The 15,089-nt window shown below is 68.4% G+C and carries 14 protein-coding genes and 1 tRNA gene; 5 read left to right on the forward strand and 10 right to left on the reverse strand.

Going from position 1 to position 15,089, the window contains the following annotated elements:
• Positions 1-45 precede the first annotated feature (45 nt).
• Positions 46-939: an LLM class flavin-dependent oxidoreductase gene (locus EV648_RS10695; protein WP_132288380.1), complete on the forward strand. Its 894-nt coding sequence runs from the start codon at positions 46-48 to the stop codon at positions 937-939.
• A 227-nt stretch (positions 940-1,166) separates the two neighbouring features.
• On the opposite strand, the gene EV648_RS10700 is transcribed toward EV648_RS10695, so the two are convergent.
• Positions 1,167-1,256 (reverse strand) — tRNA-Ser (locus EV648_RS10700).
• A 342-nt stretch (positions 1,257-1,598) separates the two neighbouring features.
• Here EV648_RS10700 and EV648_RS10705 point away from each other — a divergent pair.
• From EV648_RS10705 to EV648_RS10715, 3 genes are all read left to right on the forward strand, one after another.
• Positions 1,599-3,080 carry an LCP family protein gene (locus tag EV648_RS10705; protein WP_241995028.1) on the forward strand — a complete coding sequence of 494 codons (1,482 nt, stop codon included), beginning with the start codon at positions 1,599-1,601 and terminating at the stop codon, positions 3,078-3,080.
• Between the two features lie 234 nt (positions 3,081-3,314).
• Positions 3,315-3,773, forward strand: a complete 459-nt coding sequence (locus tag EV648_RS10710) for a hypothetical protein (RefSeq protein WP_241995029.1) — start codon at positions 3,315-3,317, stop codon at positions 3,771-3,773.
• 49 nt (positions 3,774-3,822) lie between these two features.
• The gene (locus EV648_RS10715) at positions 3,823-4,782 is read left to right on the forward strand and encodes an acetylxylan esterase (RefSeq protein WP_132288386.1); all 960 of its coding nucleotides are present in this window, start codon (positions 3,823-3,825) and stop codon (positions 4,780-4,782) included.
• Between the two features lie 81 nt (positions 4,783-4,863).
• On the opposite strand, the gene EV648_RS10720 is transcribed toward EV648_RS10715, so the two are convergent.
• On the reverse strand, positions 4,864-5,730 hold the full coding sequence (locus EV648_RS10720) for an HIRAN domain-containing protein (RefSeq protein ID WP_132288389.1): 867 nt from the start codon (positions 5,728-5,730) through the stop codon (positions 4,864-4,866).
• A 231-nt stretch (positions 5,731-5,961) separates the two neighbouring features.
• Here EV648_RS10720 and ilvA point away from each other — a divergent pair, with 231 nt between their 5' ends.
• Positions 5,962-7,233: a threonine ammonia-lyase IlvA gene (gene ilvA, locus EV648_RS10725; RefSeq protein ID WP_132288392.1), complete on the forward strand. Its 1,272-nt coding sequence runs from the start codon at positions 5,962-5,964 to the stop codon at positions 7,231-7,233.
• A gap of 24 nt (positions 7,234-7,257) precedes the next feature.
• On the opposite strand, the gene EV648_RS10730 is transcribed toward ilvA, so the two are convergent.
• The 8 genes from EV648_RS10730 to EV648_RS10765 form a co-directional block, all read right to left on the reverse strand.
• Positions 7,258-7,557, reverse strand: coding sequence for a hypothetical protein (locus tag EV648_RS10730; protein WP_199234526.1), 300 nt, complete (start codon positions 7,555-7,557; stop codon positions 7,258-7,260).
• Between the two features lie 82 nt (positions 7,558-7,639).
• Positions 7,640-7,897 (reverse strand): LuxR C-terminal-related transcriptional regulator, encoded by a 258-nt coding sequence (locus EV648_RS10735; protein WP_132190199.1) that lies wholly within the window; start codon positions 7,895-7,897, stop codon positions 7,640-7,642.
• Positions 7,894-9,360 carry a rhamnulokinase family protein gene (locus EV648_RS10740; RefSeq protein ID WP_132288395.1) on the reverse strand — a complete coding sequence of 489 codons (1,467 nt, stop codon included), beginning with the start codon at positions 9,358-9,360 and terminating at the stop codon, positions 7,894-7,896. Before EV648_RS10740 ends, EV648_RS10735 begins: the two co-directional genes overlap by 4 nt.
• Before the next feature lie 16 nt (positions 9,361-9,376).
• Positions 9,377-10,840 (reverse strand): L-fucose/L-arabinose isomerase family protein, encoded by a 1,464-nt coding sequence (locus EV648_RS10745; protein ID WP_132288398.1) that lies wholly within the window; start codon positions 10,838-10,840, stop codon positions 9,377-9,379.
• 12 nt (positions 10,841-10,852) lie between these two features.
• Complete coding sequence (locus tag EV648_RS10750; protein WP_132288401.1) at positions 10,853-12,892, reverse strand: bifunctional aldolase/short-chain dehydrogenase; 2,040 nt, start codon at positions 12,890-12,892, stop codon at positions 10,853-10,855.
• Positions 12,889-14,046: an L-rhamnose isomerase gene (rhaI, locus tag EV648_RS10755; protein ID WP_132288404.1), complete on the reverse strand. Its 1,158-nt coding sequence runs from the start codon at positions 14,044-14,046 to the stop codon at positions 12,889-12,891. Before rhaI ends, EV648_RS10750 begins: the two co-directional genes overlap by 4 nt.
• A gap of 1 nt (position 14,047) precedes the next feature.
• On the reverse strand, positions 14,048-14,395 hold the full coding sequence (locus EV648_RS10760; protein ID WP_132288407.1) for an L-rhamnose mutarotase: 348 nt from the start codon (positions 14,393-14,395) through the stop codon (positions 14,048-14,050).
• A complete protein-coding gene (locus tag EV648_RS10765) occupies positions 14,392-15,051 on the reverse strand; it encodes an ATP-binding cassette domain-containing protein (protein ID WP_241995030.1) in 660 nt (219 codons plus the stop codon). The genes EV648_RS10760 and EV648_RS10765 overlap by 4 nt, the downstream gene beginning before the upstream one ends.
• Positions 15,052-15,089 lie beyond the last annotated feature (38 nt).

Below are 15,089 nucleotides of genomic sequence, written 5' to 3' on the forward strand. Positions count from 1 at the left end.
ACGAAGAACCTCCCGTCAGGCGTCACCCGGCACTAGGTTGGCCTGATGAAGGTTGGCGTGATGCTTCCGGTGGGTGGTTCGGACGGACCTGGCGGGCGGATGCCTGAATGGGATGACGTTCGCCGGATAGCGGAGTCGGCGGAGGAGGCCGGGCTCGACTCGGTCTGGCTCGCTGACCACTTCTTCTACCGGGCCCCCGACGGTACGACGTACGGCATGCACGAGGCGTGGACGTTGCTCAGTGCGGTGGCCGCAGTGACGGACCGGGTGGAGCTCGGCACGATGGTGCTGTGCGCGTCGTTCCGCGACCCCGGGCTGGTCGCGAAGATGGCCGCGACGATCGACGAGGTCTCCGACGGCCGCCTGATCCTCGGAGTCGGCGCCGGCTGGCACGACCCGGAGTACGAGGCCAACGGGTTGCCGACCGATCACCGCGTCGGCCGGTTCGCGGAGTGGCTGGAGATCGTCGCGCGACTGGTCCGCGGCGAGACCGTCACCTTCGACGGGAAGTATCACCAGGTCCACGAGGCCGCACTCGAGCCGCCCGCACCCCGGCGGATCCCGATCCTGGTCGCGGCCCGGCAGCCGCGCATGCTGGACCTGACCGCGCGCTGGGCCGACTCCTGGAACACGGCGTGGTTCGGCACGGTCGACGATCGGGTCAAGGGCAGGCTGCGCGAGTTCCAGTCGGCGCTCGCCACGGCGGGGCGACCGGAGAACGAGGTGACGAAAACTGTCGGCCTCAGCGTCCGCGACCCCAACCAGCCCGCGGTCCCAGAGCCGGACGACCACGCCTTCGCCGGCACCGTCGAAGACCTCGCCACCCTCTTCAAGGACTACGAGTCCCTCGGCGTCGAGCACCTCATCGTCGGCATGGAGCCAATGAGCCCCCGCTCAGTAGAACGCCTAGCCGAAGCCAAGCGCCTGGCCACCGCCTGACCCCGTACTCCGCCCACGCGGCGGAGAGGCCGGAGGTGGCTTCCGCCGGGTGAGTGGAGCGGCTGTGTGAAGCCGTGTGCCTGGCAATTGCTGAGATCGCGCGAGTGGCGTACGGAAAAACAGGAAGTAGATTCGCGGCGCGGCGACGGAGGAGCCGCCCGGGGCCGCAGTACCCGCGGAAACGGCGAGAGCCGCCTGCGCGTTGGCGCTGGCGGCTCTCTGTACTGCGGAGGCGGGGGGATTTGAACCCCCGAGAGGGGATTACCCTCAACCCGCTTAGCAGGCGGGCGCCATCGACCGGACTAGGCGACGCCTCCTCCGACGGTCCCCGTGGGGACGCGACGACGGCCAAGACTATCCGGAGAGGTGGGTCGTGGGCAAAGCGGGTGGCAGTCGCCTTGGGTGTGTCGACCACCACCCCTGTAATCTGGCCGAATCGACGGGGTCGGTAGCGTCAGGAAACGAATGAACGTCAACCAAGGAGGCCGTGCCGGCGTCTGAACAATCGAGGGCCGTGATCACGGCCCGGCACGCCGTCACGTCGTCGATCAGGGAACGGAGCCATGTCGCGGAGTACTCGCGCAGCAGGACGCAGGTCCGCGCCTAGAGCCACCCGAGCCCGTCACCGGTCACATCGAGCCAGAACCACCTCGAAGGCGATGGGCCTCACGCTGGTCAGCGCGCTGATCCCGGGCCTGGGCTTCGTGATGGGCGGCCGGGTGAAGCTGGGCGCGTTCATCATGACGCTGAGCGTCGGGTTGCTCGCGATCGGTGCCTACATCGGCCTGACCAAGCGCGACTCGATCCTTGCCCTGGCGGTGGACCCGAGCCAGTTGCTGATCGCCACCTCCGGGGTGGTGCTGCTCGGCTTCTTCTGGATCTGCATCGTGGTCTCCTCGCACAAGCTGCTCCGCCCGGTCAGCCTGACCGCGACCGGCCGGCTGGCGGGCTCCATGTTCGTCGGGCTGCTGTGCTTCGGCATCGCCGTACCGACCACCGTCGCCGCGCAGACCGTGATGGCGCAGCGCGACCTGGTCGGCAGCGTGTTCCAGTCGGAGGGCAACTCCAAGAGCGCCACCCGGCCCAAGGTCGAGGACAAGAAGGACCCGTGGGCGGACACCCCCCGGCTGAACCTGCTGCTCCTCGGCGCGGACGACGGCGTCGGCCGCGAGGGCACCCGCACCGACACGGTGATCGTGGCGAGCATCGACACCAAGACCGGTGACACCTCGCTGATCTCGCTGAGCCGGAACTTCATGCGGATGCCGTTCCCCGAGGACTCCCCGCTGCACAAGAAGTTCCCTGACGGCTACTGGGATCCGAGCCTCGGCAACGTCGAGCAGCCGGAGTTCTACCTGGACTCGATGTACGACAACATCCCGAAGAAGTACCCCCACATCCTGGGACCGTCCGACAACGAGGGCGCGGACGTGATGAAGGTGTCGGTGGGAGAGGCGATGGGCCTCGACATCGACTACTACATGCAGGTCAACCTCAAGGGCTTCGAGCAGATCGTCGACGCGCTCGGCGGGATCACCGTCAACATCAACTACAAGGTCCCGATCGGCGGCGACTACGGCGAGGGCCCGGGGTCGAACAGCGAGCGCAAGCCGTCCGGTTACCTGGAGCCCGGCCCGAACCAGAAGCTGAACGGGCACGACGCGCTCTGGTTCGCCCGCGGCCGCTACGGCCTGAGCGACCCGTCCCGGCAGGAGCGGCAACGCTGCACGATCCACGCGATCGTGAACAGCGCGAACCCCAAGACCCTGGTGACGAAGTACCAGGCGATCGCCTCGGCCAGCAAGCAGTTGCTGCGCACCGACATCCCGCAGGAGATCCTGCCGGCGTTCATCGAGCTCGGCCTGAAGGTGAAGAACGCCAGCGTCTCCAACGTCGACCTGGACAAGAGCAAGAACTTCCCGACCGGCAAGAACCCTGACTACGAGGCGATGCGCGAGATCGTGCAGAAGGCGATCGAGCCGAAGACGAAGCCGGTCGCCTCGACCCCGTCCAAGACGCCGTCCAGCACGACGACCAAGAAGCCGGGCAAGCAGACCTCCACCCCACCCAAGCCCGAGGCCGGCACCCCGCAGAACCTGAACGACGCCTGCGCCTACGACCCCTCCCAGACCGGCAACTGACCCGTACTGCGAACCGCCCGCGGCCGGGGTGGTTCGCAGTACGCGGCAGGAAGCTGTGGCCGGAGTGTGAGTGATCCCACGCACGGGAGACTGCCGGCGCGAGCGGATTCGGGCGACAACTGGAAGATCAGCCTGGCCAAGACCGAGAGCGGCAACGCCCTCACCGGCGCGGTCCCCGCCTTCTGAGCCGGACCGGGGTCAGCCGGTCCATCGCCGCGATGAGATCCTTGCCCGATGCGTACGACGTACCGGATGCGGCCCGGGCGGTTCCTGGGGATCCCGGCCGCCGGGTTGATCATCCTTGGCGTGGCGGCGGTGCTCTGGGCGTTCGGGGCGCCGGCCGCCGCGGTGGCGGTGTTCGTCACCCTGGGCGGGCTGATCGTGCTCGCCGGGTTGTGGATCCTGCTCCGGCCGCCGGTGCTGCTGAAGTTGAGCGACGACGAGGTCGAGGTACGCGGACTGCGCACCTCCTGGACGGACATCACCGAGGTCGGCCGGGTCGACAGCACCCAGGGCGTGGCGGTCGCGCTCCGGACGAAGGAGCCCGAGCACTCGGTCCTGGTCCCGCTGCGCTGGCTTGCACCGGCGCAGGCCGGGAAGCTCGAGACGGAACTGCGCGAGCGGCTCAACAAGGCCCACGGCTACACCATCTGGGACGGGACTGCCGGTGAGCCGGACGACCGCGCAGAATGAGCTCATTCGATTGAGCTGACAGTTGCGCTGACAAGGGAGCACCGAAGCCGTGTTGTCGTTCGAGATGTCGTCCGAGGAACTGCTCGCCTACCAGGGGACGAACCCCAGGCCCGCGGATTTCGACCAGTTCTGGGAGAAGGCGCTGGCGGAGCTGGCCGCGACCGACCCGGAGACCGAGTTCACCGAGGCGACGGACTTCCCGTTGCCGTTCGCGCGGACCGAGCACCTGTACTTCACCGGCACCGGCGGCTACCGGGTGCACGCGAAGGTGATTCGCCCGCATCAGGCCGAAGGGCCCGCAGTCCTGATCTTCCACGGGTACGGCGGTGAGCAGCCGAAGTGGGTCGACCTGCTTCCGTACGCCGCCCGCGGGTTCACCGTGGCCGCGCTGGATGTCCGCGAGCAGGTCGCGTTCCGGACGGATTCACAGCAGGCCAACAGCTTCTCACTGCGCAACCACCTGGTCGAAGGCCTCGACGGCGGTCCGGAGAGCCTGCTGTACCGGCACGTATTCCTGGACACGCGGCGGCTCGCGGACATCATCGGCGGCCTGCCCGAGGTGGACGCCACCCGGATCGGCACCACCGGCTGGAGCCAGGGTGGCGGGCTCAGCCTGGTCTGCGCCGCGCTCACGCCGGGGATCAAGTACACGGCGAGCGTGTACCCGTTCCTGACCGACTACCAGCGCGCGTGGGAGCTCAACCTGGAGAAGGCGCCGTACGACGAGATCACCACCTGGTTCAAGAAGCGCGATCCCCGGCACCTGCGCGAGCAGGAAGTGTTCACGACCCTCGGCTACATCGACCTGCAGCACCTCGCGCCGCGGATCCAGGCCGAGGTGACGCTGTACGTCGGCCTCGAGGATCAGGTCTGCCCGCCGTCGACGCAGTACGCGGCCTACAACAAGCTGACGACGGCCAAGCAGCTCCGCGTCTACCCGGATTTCGGCCACGACGACCTGCCCGGCGCCTTCGACGAGATCTTCCAGACCTTCAGCCAGAGGCTCTGACGCTGTAATCCCCTCGGTAGCCCCGCAGTACCCGCCACCACCTGATGATTGGTGAGTACTGCGCGGCCGCCTTGGGATTGTTCAGTTCGCTTCCTTGCCGACCCAGTAGTGCCAGGGTGGTGACGCCACTGGTGACCGGGTCAGACCGTCCGGCCAGGTGGCCGGCAGGTCGTGACTCCGAGCCGCGTACAGAACCACCTCCGATGCTGTTCGGTCCCCTCGCACGGCGACCCTGGCGGCTGTCTCGGCCCGCATGTCCGCCAGGTAATGGATCGCCGGCAGGAACTCGGCACTGAGGCGAGGGCTGAGCCGGCCGACAGGATCGTCGTCCAGCCTGACCTCCACCACCATCCGAGGTCTTTCGGAGAACCCGTCCTCCTCCTCGACCGCGTGCATGGTCCCGTAGGCCCAGCACTCGCCTTCCGGCCGGAAGAACGGCGCCAGCACGTCCGGATGCACTTCGCCGCCGGGCACCACGATCCCGCTGCCGGGCGGGAGCAGGTGATAGCTGCCCGGCGGTGGCAGGTTGACCGGGACCAGCATGTGCGGCTGGCCCAGCGCTACTGCCACGCTGGCGTGGAACTCGGTGCCCTGGGCGTCCTTGCCTTCCCAGTCCGCCGGTTCCCATTCACTGACCCACAAGTGGCACGGCACCTGCGGTTGCAGGCCTTGCGCCACCAGTTCTGACAACACCGGGTGGTACCGATGCGCATCGTCCCTAGGCAGGTAGCCGACCACCTTGCCCTGCACCCGAACGGCGATCGAGCGCGGGTCGAAGCGGTTCTGCGGTTCCGGGACGAGCTCCGCAGTGGTGTCCAGGTCTGCACCTCGAGCCGGGATGGGATCGGGAAAGAGACGACGGATCGCCTGCTCGTGCGGAGCCTCCCGCACGACCTCCTGACCACACCACAAGGCATCTCCCCACAGACTGAACGGAATCGATTCCATCTGTGCCCTCCAGTCCCCGTTGACCGGTTTACTCGGCTCATCCCGTCCAGGACCCTGGCCGTTACACCGAGTGAGCGTATGAGAACTAGACTGCCCAAACCATAGCTGTTTCACGCATGGAACCATGACCGTGTTGTGGAACGGTGTCCGTCGGTCCGGACTCTGGACGTAGCGTGTCTTGTGCTGCGAGCAAATCGTTGGAGATCGTGCAGATGCACGGGAAGGAACGCCATGCAGGGCAGTGATTCAGTCGCTCGTTACACCGTCGACGCGGAGCGGATCGAGGACGCGGTCAAGCGTTTGGACGGGGTCGCGGTGCGCACCCCGTTGCAACGCAACCTGCGACTCTCCGCACGCACCGGCGCCGATGTCTGGCTGAAGCGGGAAGACCTGCAGATCGGCCGTTCCTACAAGCTTCGCGGCGCCTACAACCTGATCGCCCAACTGGACGACACGGCGAAGAAGGCCGGCGTCATCTGTGCCAGCGCAGGCAATCACGGCCAGGGCCTGGCGTATTCGTGCCACATCCTCGACGTGCACGGCCGCGTCTACGTGCCCAGAACGACGCCACGGCAGAAGCGGGACCGCATTGCCGCGCTCGGTGGCAGCCAGGTCGAGGTGATCGTCACCGGCGACTCGTATGACGATGCCGCCGCGGCTGCTCTCGCCGAGGCGACCGAGACCGGCGCGACGCTGGTTCCCGCCTTCGACGATCCCCGAACCGTCGCAGGACAAGGGACTCTCGCGGTCGAACTGGTGGATCAGCTCGGCCAGACGCCAGACGTACTGGTGGTACCCGTTGGTGGTGGCGGGTTGATCGCGGGCGTTGCGACGTGGCTGGCGGAGCGCCACCCCGGAGTACGGGTTGTTGGGGTCGAGCCTGGTGGGGCGGCGAGTATGGCTGCGGCTTTGGCTGCAGGGGAACCGGTGACCTTGCCGCACCTGGACAGCTTCGTCGATGGCGCCGCGGTTCGGCGGGTAGGCGAGGTGACATTGCCGTTGGTCTCGGCGGCGGGCGTGGAGATGACCTCGGTGCCCGAAGGCCTGGTGTGCTCCGAGATGCTGGAGCTCTACCAGACCGACGGGTTGATCGCCGAGCCCGCTGGAGCCTTATCCGCCGCGGCTCTGGGCCACAGCGTCGAGGTGAAGCCCGGTGAGACGGTGGTCTGCCTGCTGTCGGGTGGCAACAACGACGTCAGCCGGTACGGCGAGATCCTCGAACGCTCACTGGTGCACGAGGGCCTGAAGCACTACTTCCTGGTGACGTTCCCCCAGGAGCCGGGCGCGCTGCGGCAGTTCCTCGACGGGGTGCTCGGCCCGGACGACGACATCACCCTGTTCGAGTACGTGAAGCGCAACAACCGCGAGACTGGTGTCGCGCTGGTCGGCATCGAGATCGGCCGGCCCGGCGACCTCTCCGTCCTGCTGGACCGGATGGACGCCGCGCCGCTGGACATCGAACGGATCAAGCCCGACTCCGCCGAGTTCCGCTACCTGATCTGACGCCGACCAGCAGCGTCCTGCATTTCAGGGCATCGGCAGCGACCAGACGTCAACGAGGGAAGGGTCATAGCCGGAAGCAGTCGCGTTGTGCTGGACCCGGATCTCGTAGCGGGTTTGGCTGGTCCCCCGGCGGCTGCCGTCGAGCTGCCAGCTCAGGCGGGGCGCACCGGGGGCGATACCGAGGAGGTTGGTGAGGTTGTTCGCCTTCAGGTTCTGGGGCACGGGGGATCTTGGGTGAGCAGGCGGTGCCGCGGTGGCAGGCAGCAACGGGGTCAGGAGCAGGCCGGCTGCCAGCAGGCAGGTCAGGCGGGAGCGAAGCGACATCGGGGCTGACTCCTCACAGAGACGGGCGGATCTGCTGGGGGAGAACAGGGGATGTGTCGTACTTCGGGTCGGGAGGGAGGGGTCAGAGGAGGCCGCGGCGGGCAGCCCAGACGATGGCTTCCATCGCGGTGCCGAAGCCGAGGCGGTCGCAGGCGGCGCGGGTCCGGCGGCGGACGGTCCGCTCGGACAGGTCGAGCCGGCGCGCGACCGACTCCACCGGCAACCCGGTCGCGAGCAGTCGGAGGAGCTGGAGGTCGTCGTGGCTGATCTCGCGGTGGCGGGTCTCGCGGTGGAGGGCCCGTCGCGTGCTGGGCAGGGTCTCGCTGTGAAGGACGGTCATCCGGAACCTCCGAACACCCGGGACTCGGCGGCGTCCCAGTCGGCCGGTTTGCCCTGCGGCTCGTAGCGCCGCAGTTCGTGGGTGGCGCGCACCAGCGCGCGCATCGCGGTCAGGTCGGGCAGCGGAGCGCCGAGGGCGCGTGCCTGGACGAGCACGTTACCCAGGGCGGACGCCTCCACCGGTCCCGCGAGAACCGGCAGGCCGCAAGCGTCAGCGGTCAGTTGGCAGAGCAGTTCGTTGCGGGAACCCCCGCCGATCACGTGCACCACGTCGATCTCACGGTCGGCCACGGTCTGCGCCAGCCGGAGCGTGCGGCGGTAGGCGAGCGCCAGACTCTCGAGAATGCACCGGACGGTGGCCGCCTTCGATGGCGGCGGCTCCTGCCCGGACTTCGCACAGAACTCCGCGATCCGAGCCGGCATGTTGCCTGGGGCAAGGAAACTCGGATCGTCCGGATCGATCAGTACTGCGTACGCCGACGCGGCCGCGGCCTCGCCCAACAGCCCGGGCAGATCGTCGGTCCCCCAGACCCGCAGGCACTCCTGCAGGATCCACAGGCCCATCACGTTCTTGAGGAACCTGATCCGGCCGTCGACGCCGCCTTCGTTGGTGAAGTTCGCCTGCTGCGCTTCGTCGCTGAGGATCGGTTCGTCCAGCTCCAACCCCGCCAACGACCAGGTCCCCGAGGAGATGTAGGCGAACCGCTCCCCCTCCGCCGCAGGCACGGCGACCACCGACGACGCGGTGTCGTGCGATCCCACCGCGATCACGGGAGTCGCCGGATCCAGTCCGGCGTCCTCGGCCACCGCAGGCAGCAGCGGCCCGATCACGTCCCCGGCCTCCCGCAGGTCCGGCAACAACCTCACCGGTACTCCGGCCCGCGCGGCGAGCGTCTCGCTCCATTCGTGCGCGCGGACGTCGTACAGCTGTGTGGTCGAGGCGTTCGTCGCCTCCCCGCCGAGCTTGCCAGTCAGCCAGTAGGCCAATAGGTCCGGGATCATCAGCAGCGTCTCCGCGCGATCCAGATCCCCTTCCGCGACCAACTGGTAGATCGTGTTGAACGGAAGCTGCTGCAGCCCGGTCACGGCGTACAACTCGTCGGCGGGAATGGTCTGCAGGACCCGCTCCATCACACCGTTGGTCCGCGCGTCCCGGTAGTGCGCGGGGTTCCCGAGCAGCCTGCCAGCCCCGTCGAGCAACCCGTAGTCGACCGCCCAGGAGTCGATCCCGAGCCCATCCAGCCCACCTCCAGCGCCGCCCGCGACGGCAGCCGCCTTGCGGAGGCCGACCAGCGTCTCGCGGTACAGGTGGAGGACATCCCAGTGCAGGGTGTTGCCCAGGCGGACCGGGCCGTTCCAGAAGCGGTGGACCTCTGTCAGCTCCAGCTCGTCCGGGCCGACGCGGCCGAGCATCACCCGGCCGCTCGAAGCGCCCAGGTCTACCGCAGCGAGTCTCAGAGTCACGTGCTTCTCCTCCTGCTCACCGCGGGTCGACGACGGTGAGATCGAGGTGGAGCAGGTCAGCGACCGCTTTCAGCTCGGCCACGCGATGACCGGTGCCGAGCGCCCAGTGGTGCGCCACCCCGGAGGCCGACCACGCGTCGGTCCACTCACCGGGGTCGCACCCGAAGTCGACGCGGGAGGTGGTGTTCCCGATCTGCAGCAACGGCCCCGGAACGACCGTGCCCTCGGACGCGATCAGCTTGAACGACCCGTCCCGGAGCTGCCCGAGCCCGAGCGCGGTCACCGGTCCGTGCTTCACGTCGAACTCGACGGAGACACCCCAGCCACGCTTGCCGTGGTACACCCCGAGCCCTCGCAGCAAGGGTTTCTTCGCGCTGATGGCGAGGTGGGCCGGGCCATCGTGCCCCATCTCGACCACGTTGTCGTTGAAGTTGAGCGCCTGCAGCTCGGTGAACGAACCACCGCCGCCGAGCTTGTCCATCACCAGCATCGCCAACGAAGTGCGCAGCTCGTACTCACCCGCGGCCGGGACTCCCCGGGCCGTCAGCAGCGAGGCGCCGAGGATCATCCCGGCGGCGACCCGTTCGTGCGCCTCGCCGTCGAGTCCGCGGTGGTAGTAGGCGAGCGTGTCGAGCTCGAAGTCCTCGACCAGCCGGTCCAGCGCGACCGAGACGGTGGCACCCCAGCGGAAGTCGTCCTCGACCACGGAGTCGTCCAGCGTGAAGACGTCCTGGGCGACTTTCATCCGGGCCTCGGTCTCGGCCTCGGTGACCTTCTCCACCCGGACCCGCAAGTCGTCGATCTCCAAGATCTCGACGTGCCCGCCGAGCTGCGCGGAGACCAGGGTCGGGTCGGTGATCACGTCCATCATGCCGGGGTAGAGATGCCCGAGCAGGCCGTGTCGGCCGTGCCGCAGCGCAGCCCGGACTCCCGCCGCCTTGAGCCACCGCTCGATCCGGGCCCACGCGCGCTCGTCCTCGACGTACCCGGAGACCGAGCGGAAGTCGATGCCGCAGCGCTCGAAGGCGTTCGCCATCTCCGGCAGTGGGCAGGCGCCGCAGTACGCGAGCCAGGCGCCGGTGTCGAACGACGCGTGGTCCATCGCCTCGGTCGGCTGCAGGTTGAGCAGTAGGACCGGAGCACCGCTGCGCTGAGCGACCGGGACCAGCATCGACGCGGTCATATAGGTGGTCAGGAACCCGACGATCAGGTCGCAGTCGGCCAACCTCAGCTTCTCGGCTGCTGCGGATCCCTCGGAAGCGTCGGAGATGAACCCGACGTCCACCACCTCGCAGTCGAGCTCGGAGAACCGCTCCGACACCCGCCGCGCCGAGGCCTGCAACTGCGGCAACAAGTCGGGGAACTGCGGCCAGTACGCGCCCAGCCCCCCAGCGACGAGGCCGATCCGGGTCTTACGCGGTTCGACCCACGGCAGGTCGCCGCTCCCGTCGACCGAGCGACTCGGGTCACTGCTCCACATGGTGATTCCTCCTCAGCGCAGGAAGGCGGCGGCAACGCCGGCGTCGACGGGTACGTGCAGGCCGGTGGTGTGGGACAGGTCCCCAGCGGCCAGAGCGAAGACGGCCGCGGCCACGTGCTCCGGCAGCACCTCGCGCTTGAGCAGCGTGCGCTGCGCGTAGAACGCGCCCAGCTCCGACTCCGGTACGCCGTACACCGCGGCGCGCTGGGCGCCCCAGCCCTTGGCGAAGATGCCCGAACCGCGGACGACGCCGTCGGGGTTCACGCCGTTGACGCGGATCCCGTGCTCCCCGAGCTCGGCCGCGAGCAGCCGGACCTGGTGCGCCTGGTCCGCCTTGGCGGCGCCGTACGCGACGTTGTTCGGCCCGGCGAACACCGCGTTCTTGCTGGAGATGTAGACGATGTCACCGCCGATGCCCTGGTCGATCAGAACCTTCGCGGCCGCGCGGGAGACGAGGAACGACCCCTTCGCCATCACGTCGTGCTGCAGGTCCCAGTCCTTCTCGGTCGTCTCCAGCAGCGGCTTGGAGATCGAGAGACCGGCGTTGTTGACGACCAGGTCGACGCCACCGAAGGCCAGCACGGCCTCCTGCATCGCGCGGTCGACAGCGTCGCCGTTCGACACGTCGGCGCTCACGGCAACGGCCTGATCGGTGCTGCCGATCTCCTTGGCGACCGCTTCGGCCGCGGCCGCGTCAAGGTCGGCGACGACCACGCATGCGCCCTCCGCGGCGAGCCGGTGGGCGATGGCCTTGCCGATACCGGAACCACCGCCCGTCACGAACGCGACCCGGGTGGCCAGTGGCTTCGGCTTGGGCATCCGCTGCAGCTTGGCCTCCTCGAGCGCCCAGTACTCGATCCGGAACTTCTCGCTCTCGTCGATCGGCGCGTACGTCGAGACGGCCTCGGCGCCGCGCATCACGTTGATGGCGTTGACGTAGAACTCACCGGCGACGCGGGCGGTCTGCTTGTCCTTGCCGAAGCTGAACATGCCGACCCCGGGGACGAGCACGATCGCCGGGTCGGCGCCGCGCATCGGCGGACTGTCCGGCGTCGAGTGCCGGTCGTAGTAGGCCGCGTAGTCCTCGCGGTAGAGCAGGTGCAGCTCCCGCAGTCTGGTGGACGCCTCCTCGATCGAGGCCGAGGGCGGCAGGTCCAGGACGAGCGGGCGCACCTTGGTCCGGAGGAAGTGGTCCGGGCAAGACGTGCCGAGCGCGGCCAACTCCGCCAGGCGTTCCCGCGCCGTGAATTCCAGCACCACGTCGGAGTCAGTGAAGTGCCCGACCTGCGGGTTGTCCGTCGAAGCCAGCCCGCGAATCAGCGGCGCCAACGCAGCAGCCCGTTGCTTCCGCTCGGCCGGCGGCAACGCCTCGAACCCAGGTACCACAGGTCCGAACGGGTCGGGCTTTCCGTTCTGCGCGAGGAAAAGCTCGGCGGTGCGGATGATCTCCAGCGAGTTCGCCTCGCACTCCGCGGAGGTGTCACCCCAGGCGGTGATGCCGTGACCGCCGAGGATGACGCCGATCGCCTGCGGGTTGTCCTTCTTCACCTGGGCGATGTCCAGGCCGAGCTGGAACCCGGGCCGCCGCCAGGGCACCCAGACGACCCGATCGCCGAAGCACTCGGCCGTCAGCTTCTCGCCGTCGGCCGCGGTGGCCAGCGCGATCCCGGAGTCCGGGTGCAGGTGGTCCACGTGCGGCGCGTCCACCAGACCATGCATGGCGGTGTCGATCGAGGGCGCGGCTCCTCCCTTGCCGTGCAGGCAGTAGTCGAACGCCGCGACCATCTCGTCCTCACGGTCCACCCCGGGGTAGACCTCGACGAGCGCGTTCAGCCGGTCCTGACGCAGTACGGCCAAGCCTGCGGCGGTGAGCGTTCCGAGGTCGCCGCCGGAGCCCTTGACCCAGACGAGGTCGACTGGCTGCTGGGTCACCGGGTCGGTGGCCGTGCCTTTCGCGGACGTGTTGCCACCCGCGTAGTTGGTGTTGCGCGGGTCGGCGCCCAGTCTGTTGCTCCTAGCAACAAGCTCGGCTGCGGTCTCGCTCACTCTCATGCTCCCCATCCGGCCTGCTGGCCGTCGGCTCGGTCCTTGCTGATCTGCTCGAAGTAGCCGGTGCGGTGGTAGGCCGCGACCGGGTCCGGGTCCAAACCCTGCGCGGTCCGCAGGTCGGCCAGCAGCGGCCGGACGTCGGTGTTGAAGGCGTCCATCAGCGCCGCGTTCGCGGCCAGCACGTCACCTTCCTGCTGGGCCTTGCGAAGTGCGTCGCGGTCGACCAGCAGCGCCTTCGCGGTTGCCTCCTGGACGTTCATCACCGAGCGGATGATCGCCGGGATCTTCGCCTCGATGTTGTGGCACTGGTCGAGCATGAAGGCGATCCCGCGGTCCGGGTCGAGCGCGTCACCGCGGACGATCTCGTTCATGATCCGGAAAAGCTGGAACGGGTCCGCCGCACCCACCATCAGGTCGTCGTCGGCGTAGAACCGGCTGTTGAAGTCGAACGCGCCGAGCTTGCCGGCCCGGAGCAGGAACGCGACGATGAACTCGATGTTCGTGCCCGGCGCGTGGTGCCCGGTGTCGATGCACACGGTCGCCTTCGGCCCGAGCTCCAGGCAGTGCGCGTACGACGTGCCCCAGTCCGGCACGTCCGTCGCGTAGAAGGCCGGCTCGAAGAACTTGTACTCGAGCAGCAGCCGCTGGTCGTCGCCGAGCCGCTCGTACACCTCGTGCAGCGCTTCCGAGAGCCGGTCCTGCCGGTCCCACAGGTCGTCCTGCCCGGGATAGTTCGTGCCGTCGGAGAACCACAGCTTCAGGTCGCGCGACCCGGTGGCGTCCATGATGTCGATGCACTCGAGCAGGTGGTCGGTCGCCTTCCGCCGGATCCGCGGGTCCGGGTTGGTGACGCTACCGAGCTTGTAGTCGTCGTCCTGGAAGACGTTGCTGTTGATCGCCCCCAGCCGGACGCCCTGCTCCTTGGCATAGGCCGCCAGCTCGGCGTAGTCGTCGACCTTGTCCCACGGGATGTGCAGCGCGACGCTCGGCGCCACCCCGGTGTGCTTGTGCACCACCGCGGCGTCGGCGATCTTCTCCTGCGGGGAGCGGGGCACGCCGGGCTGGCTGAACACCTTGAACCGGGTCCCCGAGTTGCCGAACGCCCACGAGGGGAGTTCGATCTCCTGACGGCTGAGGGCTTCAGTCACGCTGGTCATGTCAATCCTCGGTATTCGGGGTCAGATGGAAGATCTCGGGCAGCAGCACGAACGACTCGTCCGGCGGGCGGCCTTCGGTGCCTTCTTCTTGGCCGGTGAAGAACTCGGTCATCTCGGCCTGCCAGCGGGTGTTCACCTCGGTGGCCGCCATCGCCTTCTGCGCCGCCTCCAGGTCGTCGGCCTCGACGTACCCGATCAGCAGTCCGTCGTCGCGGAGGAAGAGCGAGTAGTTGTGCCAGCCGGAGTCGCGGAGCGCGGCCTGCATGTCGGGCCACACGTCGCGGTGCCGTTCGACGTACTCGTCCAGCCGGTCCGGCTTGACCTGGAGGCAGAAGCAGTAGCGGTTCACGAGATCCCCGGGCTCAGAAGTCGAACTGGTCGATGTTGGCGGCGGTGAACTCGGTCGATGAACACCAGCGCGGCGCCGTCGTCCCGCAGCGACCTCGCGACCGCGAACAACCGCTCGACCTCGACGCCGGTGAGCGCCCGGGTCGGCTCGTCCATCACGACCACCCGGGCGTCCGCGGAGATCGCCTTGGCGATCTCGACGAGTTGCTGGTCGGCGATCGACAGACCTCGCGCCGGACGGTTCGGCTCGATCGACACCCCGAGCCGGGTGAAGAGCTGCGCGGCCTCACGCAGCATCGCCGTCCGGTCGATGGTTTTGAAACGACCCAGTGGCTGGCGGCCCATCGCGATGTTCTCCGCGACGGTCAGGTCGGGGAACAGCGTCGGCTCCTGGTAGATCACCGCGATGCCGGCCGCCTTGGCGTCGGCCGGGGTGTGCAATTCGACCGGGAAGCCGTCCAGCTCGAACGTGCCGGCGTCCGGGCGATGCACCCCGGCGAGCATTTTCACGATGGTGGACTTGCCTGCGCCGTTCTCGCCGACCAGCGCGTGCGCCTCGCCGCCGTACAGGTCGAACGAGACCTTCTGCACCGCGGCGACGGCGCCGAACGACTTCGACACCTCACGCACACGCAGCAACGGCGCCTGGTCCGGCATGTCCGCCTCCGGTCGCTCGGGGGTCGCCCCTGGGTGAT

This window comes from Kribbella sp. VKM Ac-2568, from assembly GCF_004345365.1.
In the GTDB taxonomy this organism is placed as follows: domain Bacteria; phylum Actinomycetota; class Actinomycetes; order Propionibacteriales; family Kribbellaceae; genus Kribbella; species Kribbella orskensis.

Excerpts from the sequence above, each read along its gene's own strand:
- EV648_RS10710 (WP_241995029.1), top strand. The coding sequence starts at position 3,315 with ATGCGTACGACGTACCGGATGCGGCCCGGGCGGTTCCTGGGGATCCCG.
- EV648_RS10720 (WP_132288389.1), bottom strand. The coding sequence starts at position 5,730 with ATGGAATCGATTCCGTTCAGTCTGTGGGGAGATGCCTTGTGGTGTGGT.
- EV648_RS10750 (WP_132288401.1), bottom strand. The coding sequence starts at position 12,892 with ATGAGAGTGAGCGAGACCGCAGCCGAGCTTGTTGCTAGGAGCAACAGA.
- EV648_RS10745 (WP_132288398.1), bottom strand. The coding sequence starts at position 10,840 with ATGTGGAGCAGTGACCCGAGTCGCTCGGTCGACGGGAGCGGCGACCTG.
- rhaI (WP_132288404.1), bottom strand. The coding sequence starts at position 14,046 with ATGACCAGCGTGACTGAAGCCCTCAGCCGTCAGGAGATCGAACTCCCC.
- EV648_RS10765 (WP_241995030.1), bottom strand. The coding sequence starts at position 15,051 with ATGCCGGACCAGGCGCCGTTGCTGCGTGTGCGTGAGGTGTCGAAGTCG.
- EV648_RS10695 (WP_132288380.1), top strand. The coding sequence starts at position 46 with ATGAAGGTTGGCGTGATGCTTCCGGTGGGTGGTTCGGACGGACCTGGC.
- EV648_RS10705 (WP_241995028.1), top strand. The coding sequence starts at position 1,599 with ATGGGCCTCACGCTGGTCAGCGCGCTGATCCCGGGCCTGGGCTTCGTG.
- EV648_RS10730 (WP_199234526.1), bottom strand. The coding sequence starts at position 7,557 with ATGTCGCTTCGCTCCCGCCTGACCTGCCTGCTGGCAGCCGGCCTGCTC.
- ilvA (WP_132288392.1), top strand. The coding sequence starts at position 5,962 with ATGCAGGGCAGTGATTCAGTCGCTCGTTACACCGTCGACGCGGAGCGG.
- EV648_RS10735 (WP_132190199.1), bottom strand. The coding sequence starts at position 7,897 with ATGACCGTCCTTCACAGCGAGACCCTGCCCAGCACGCGACGGGCCCTC.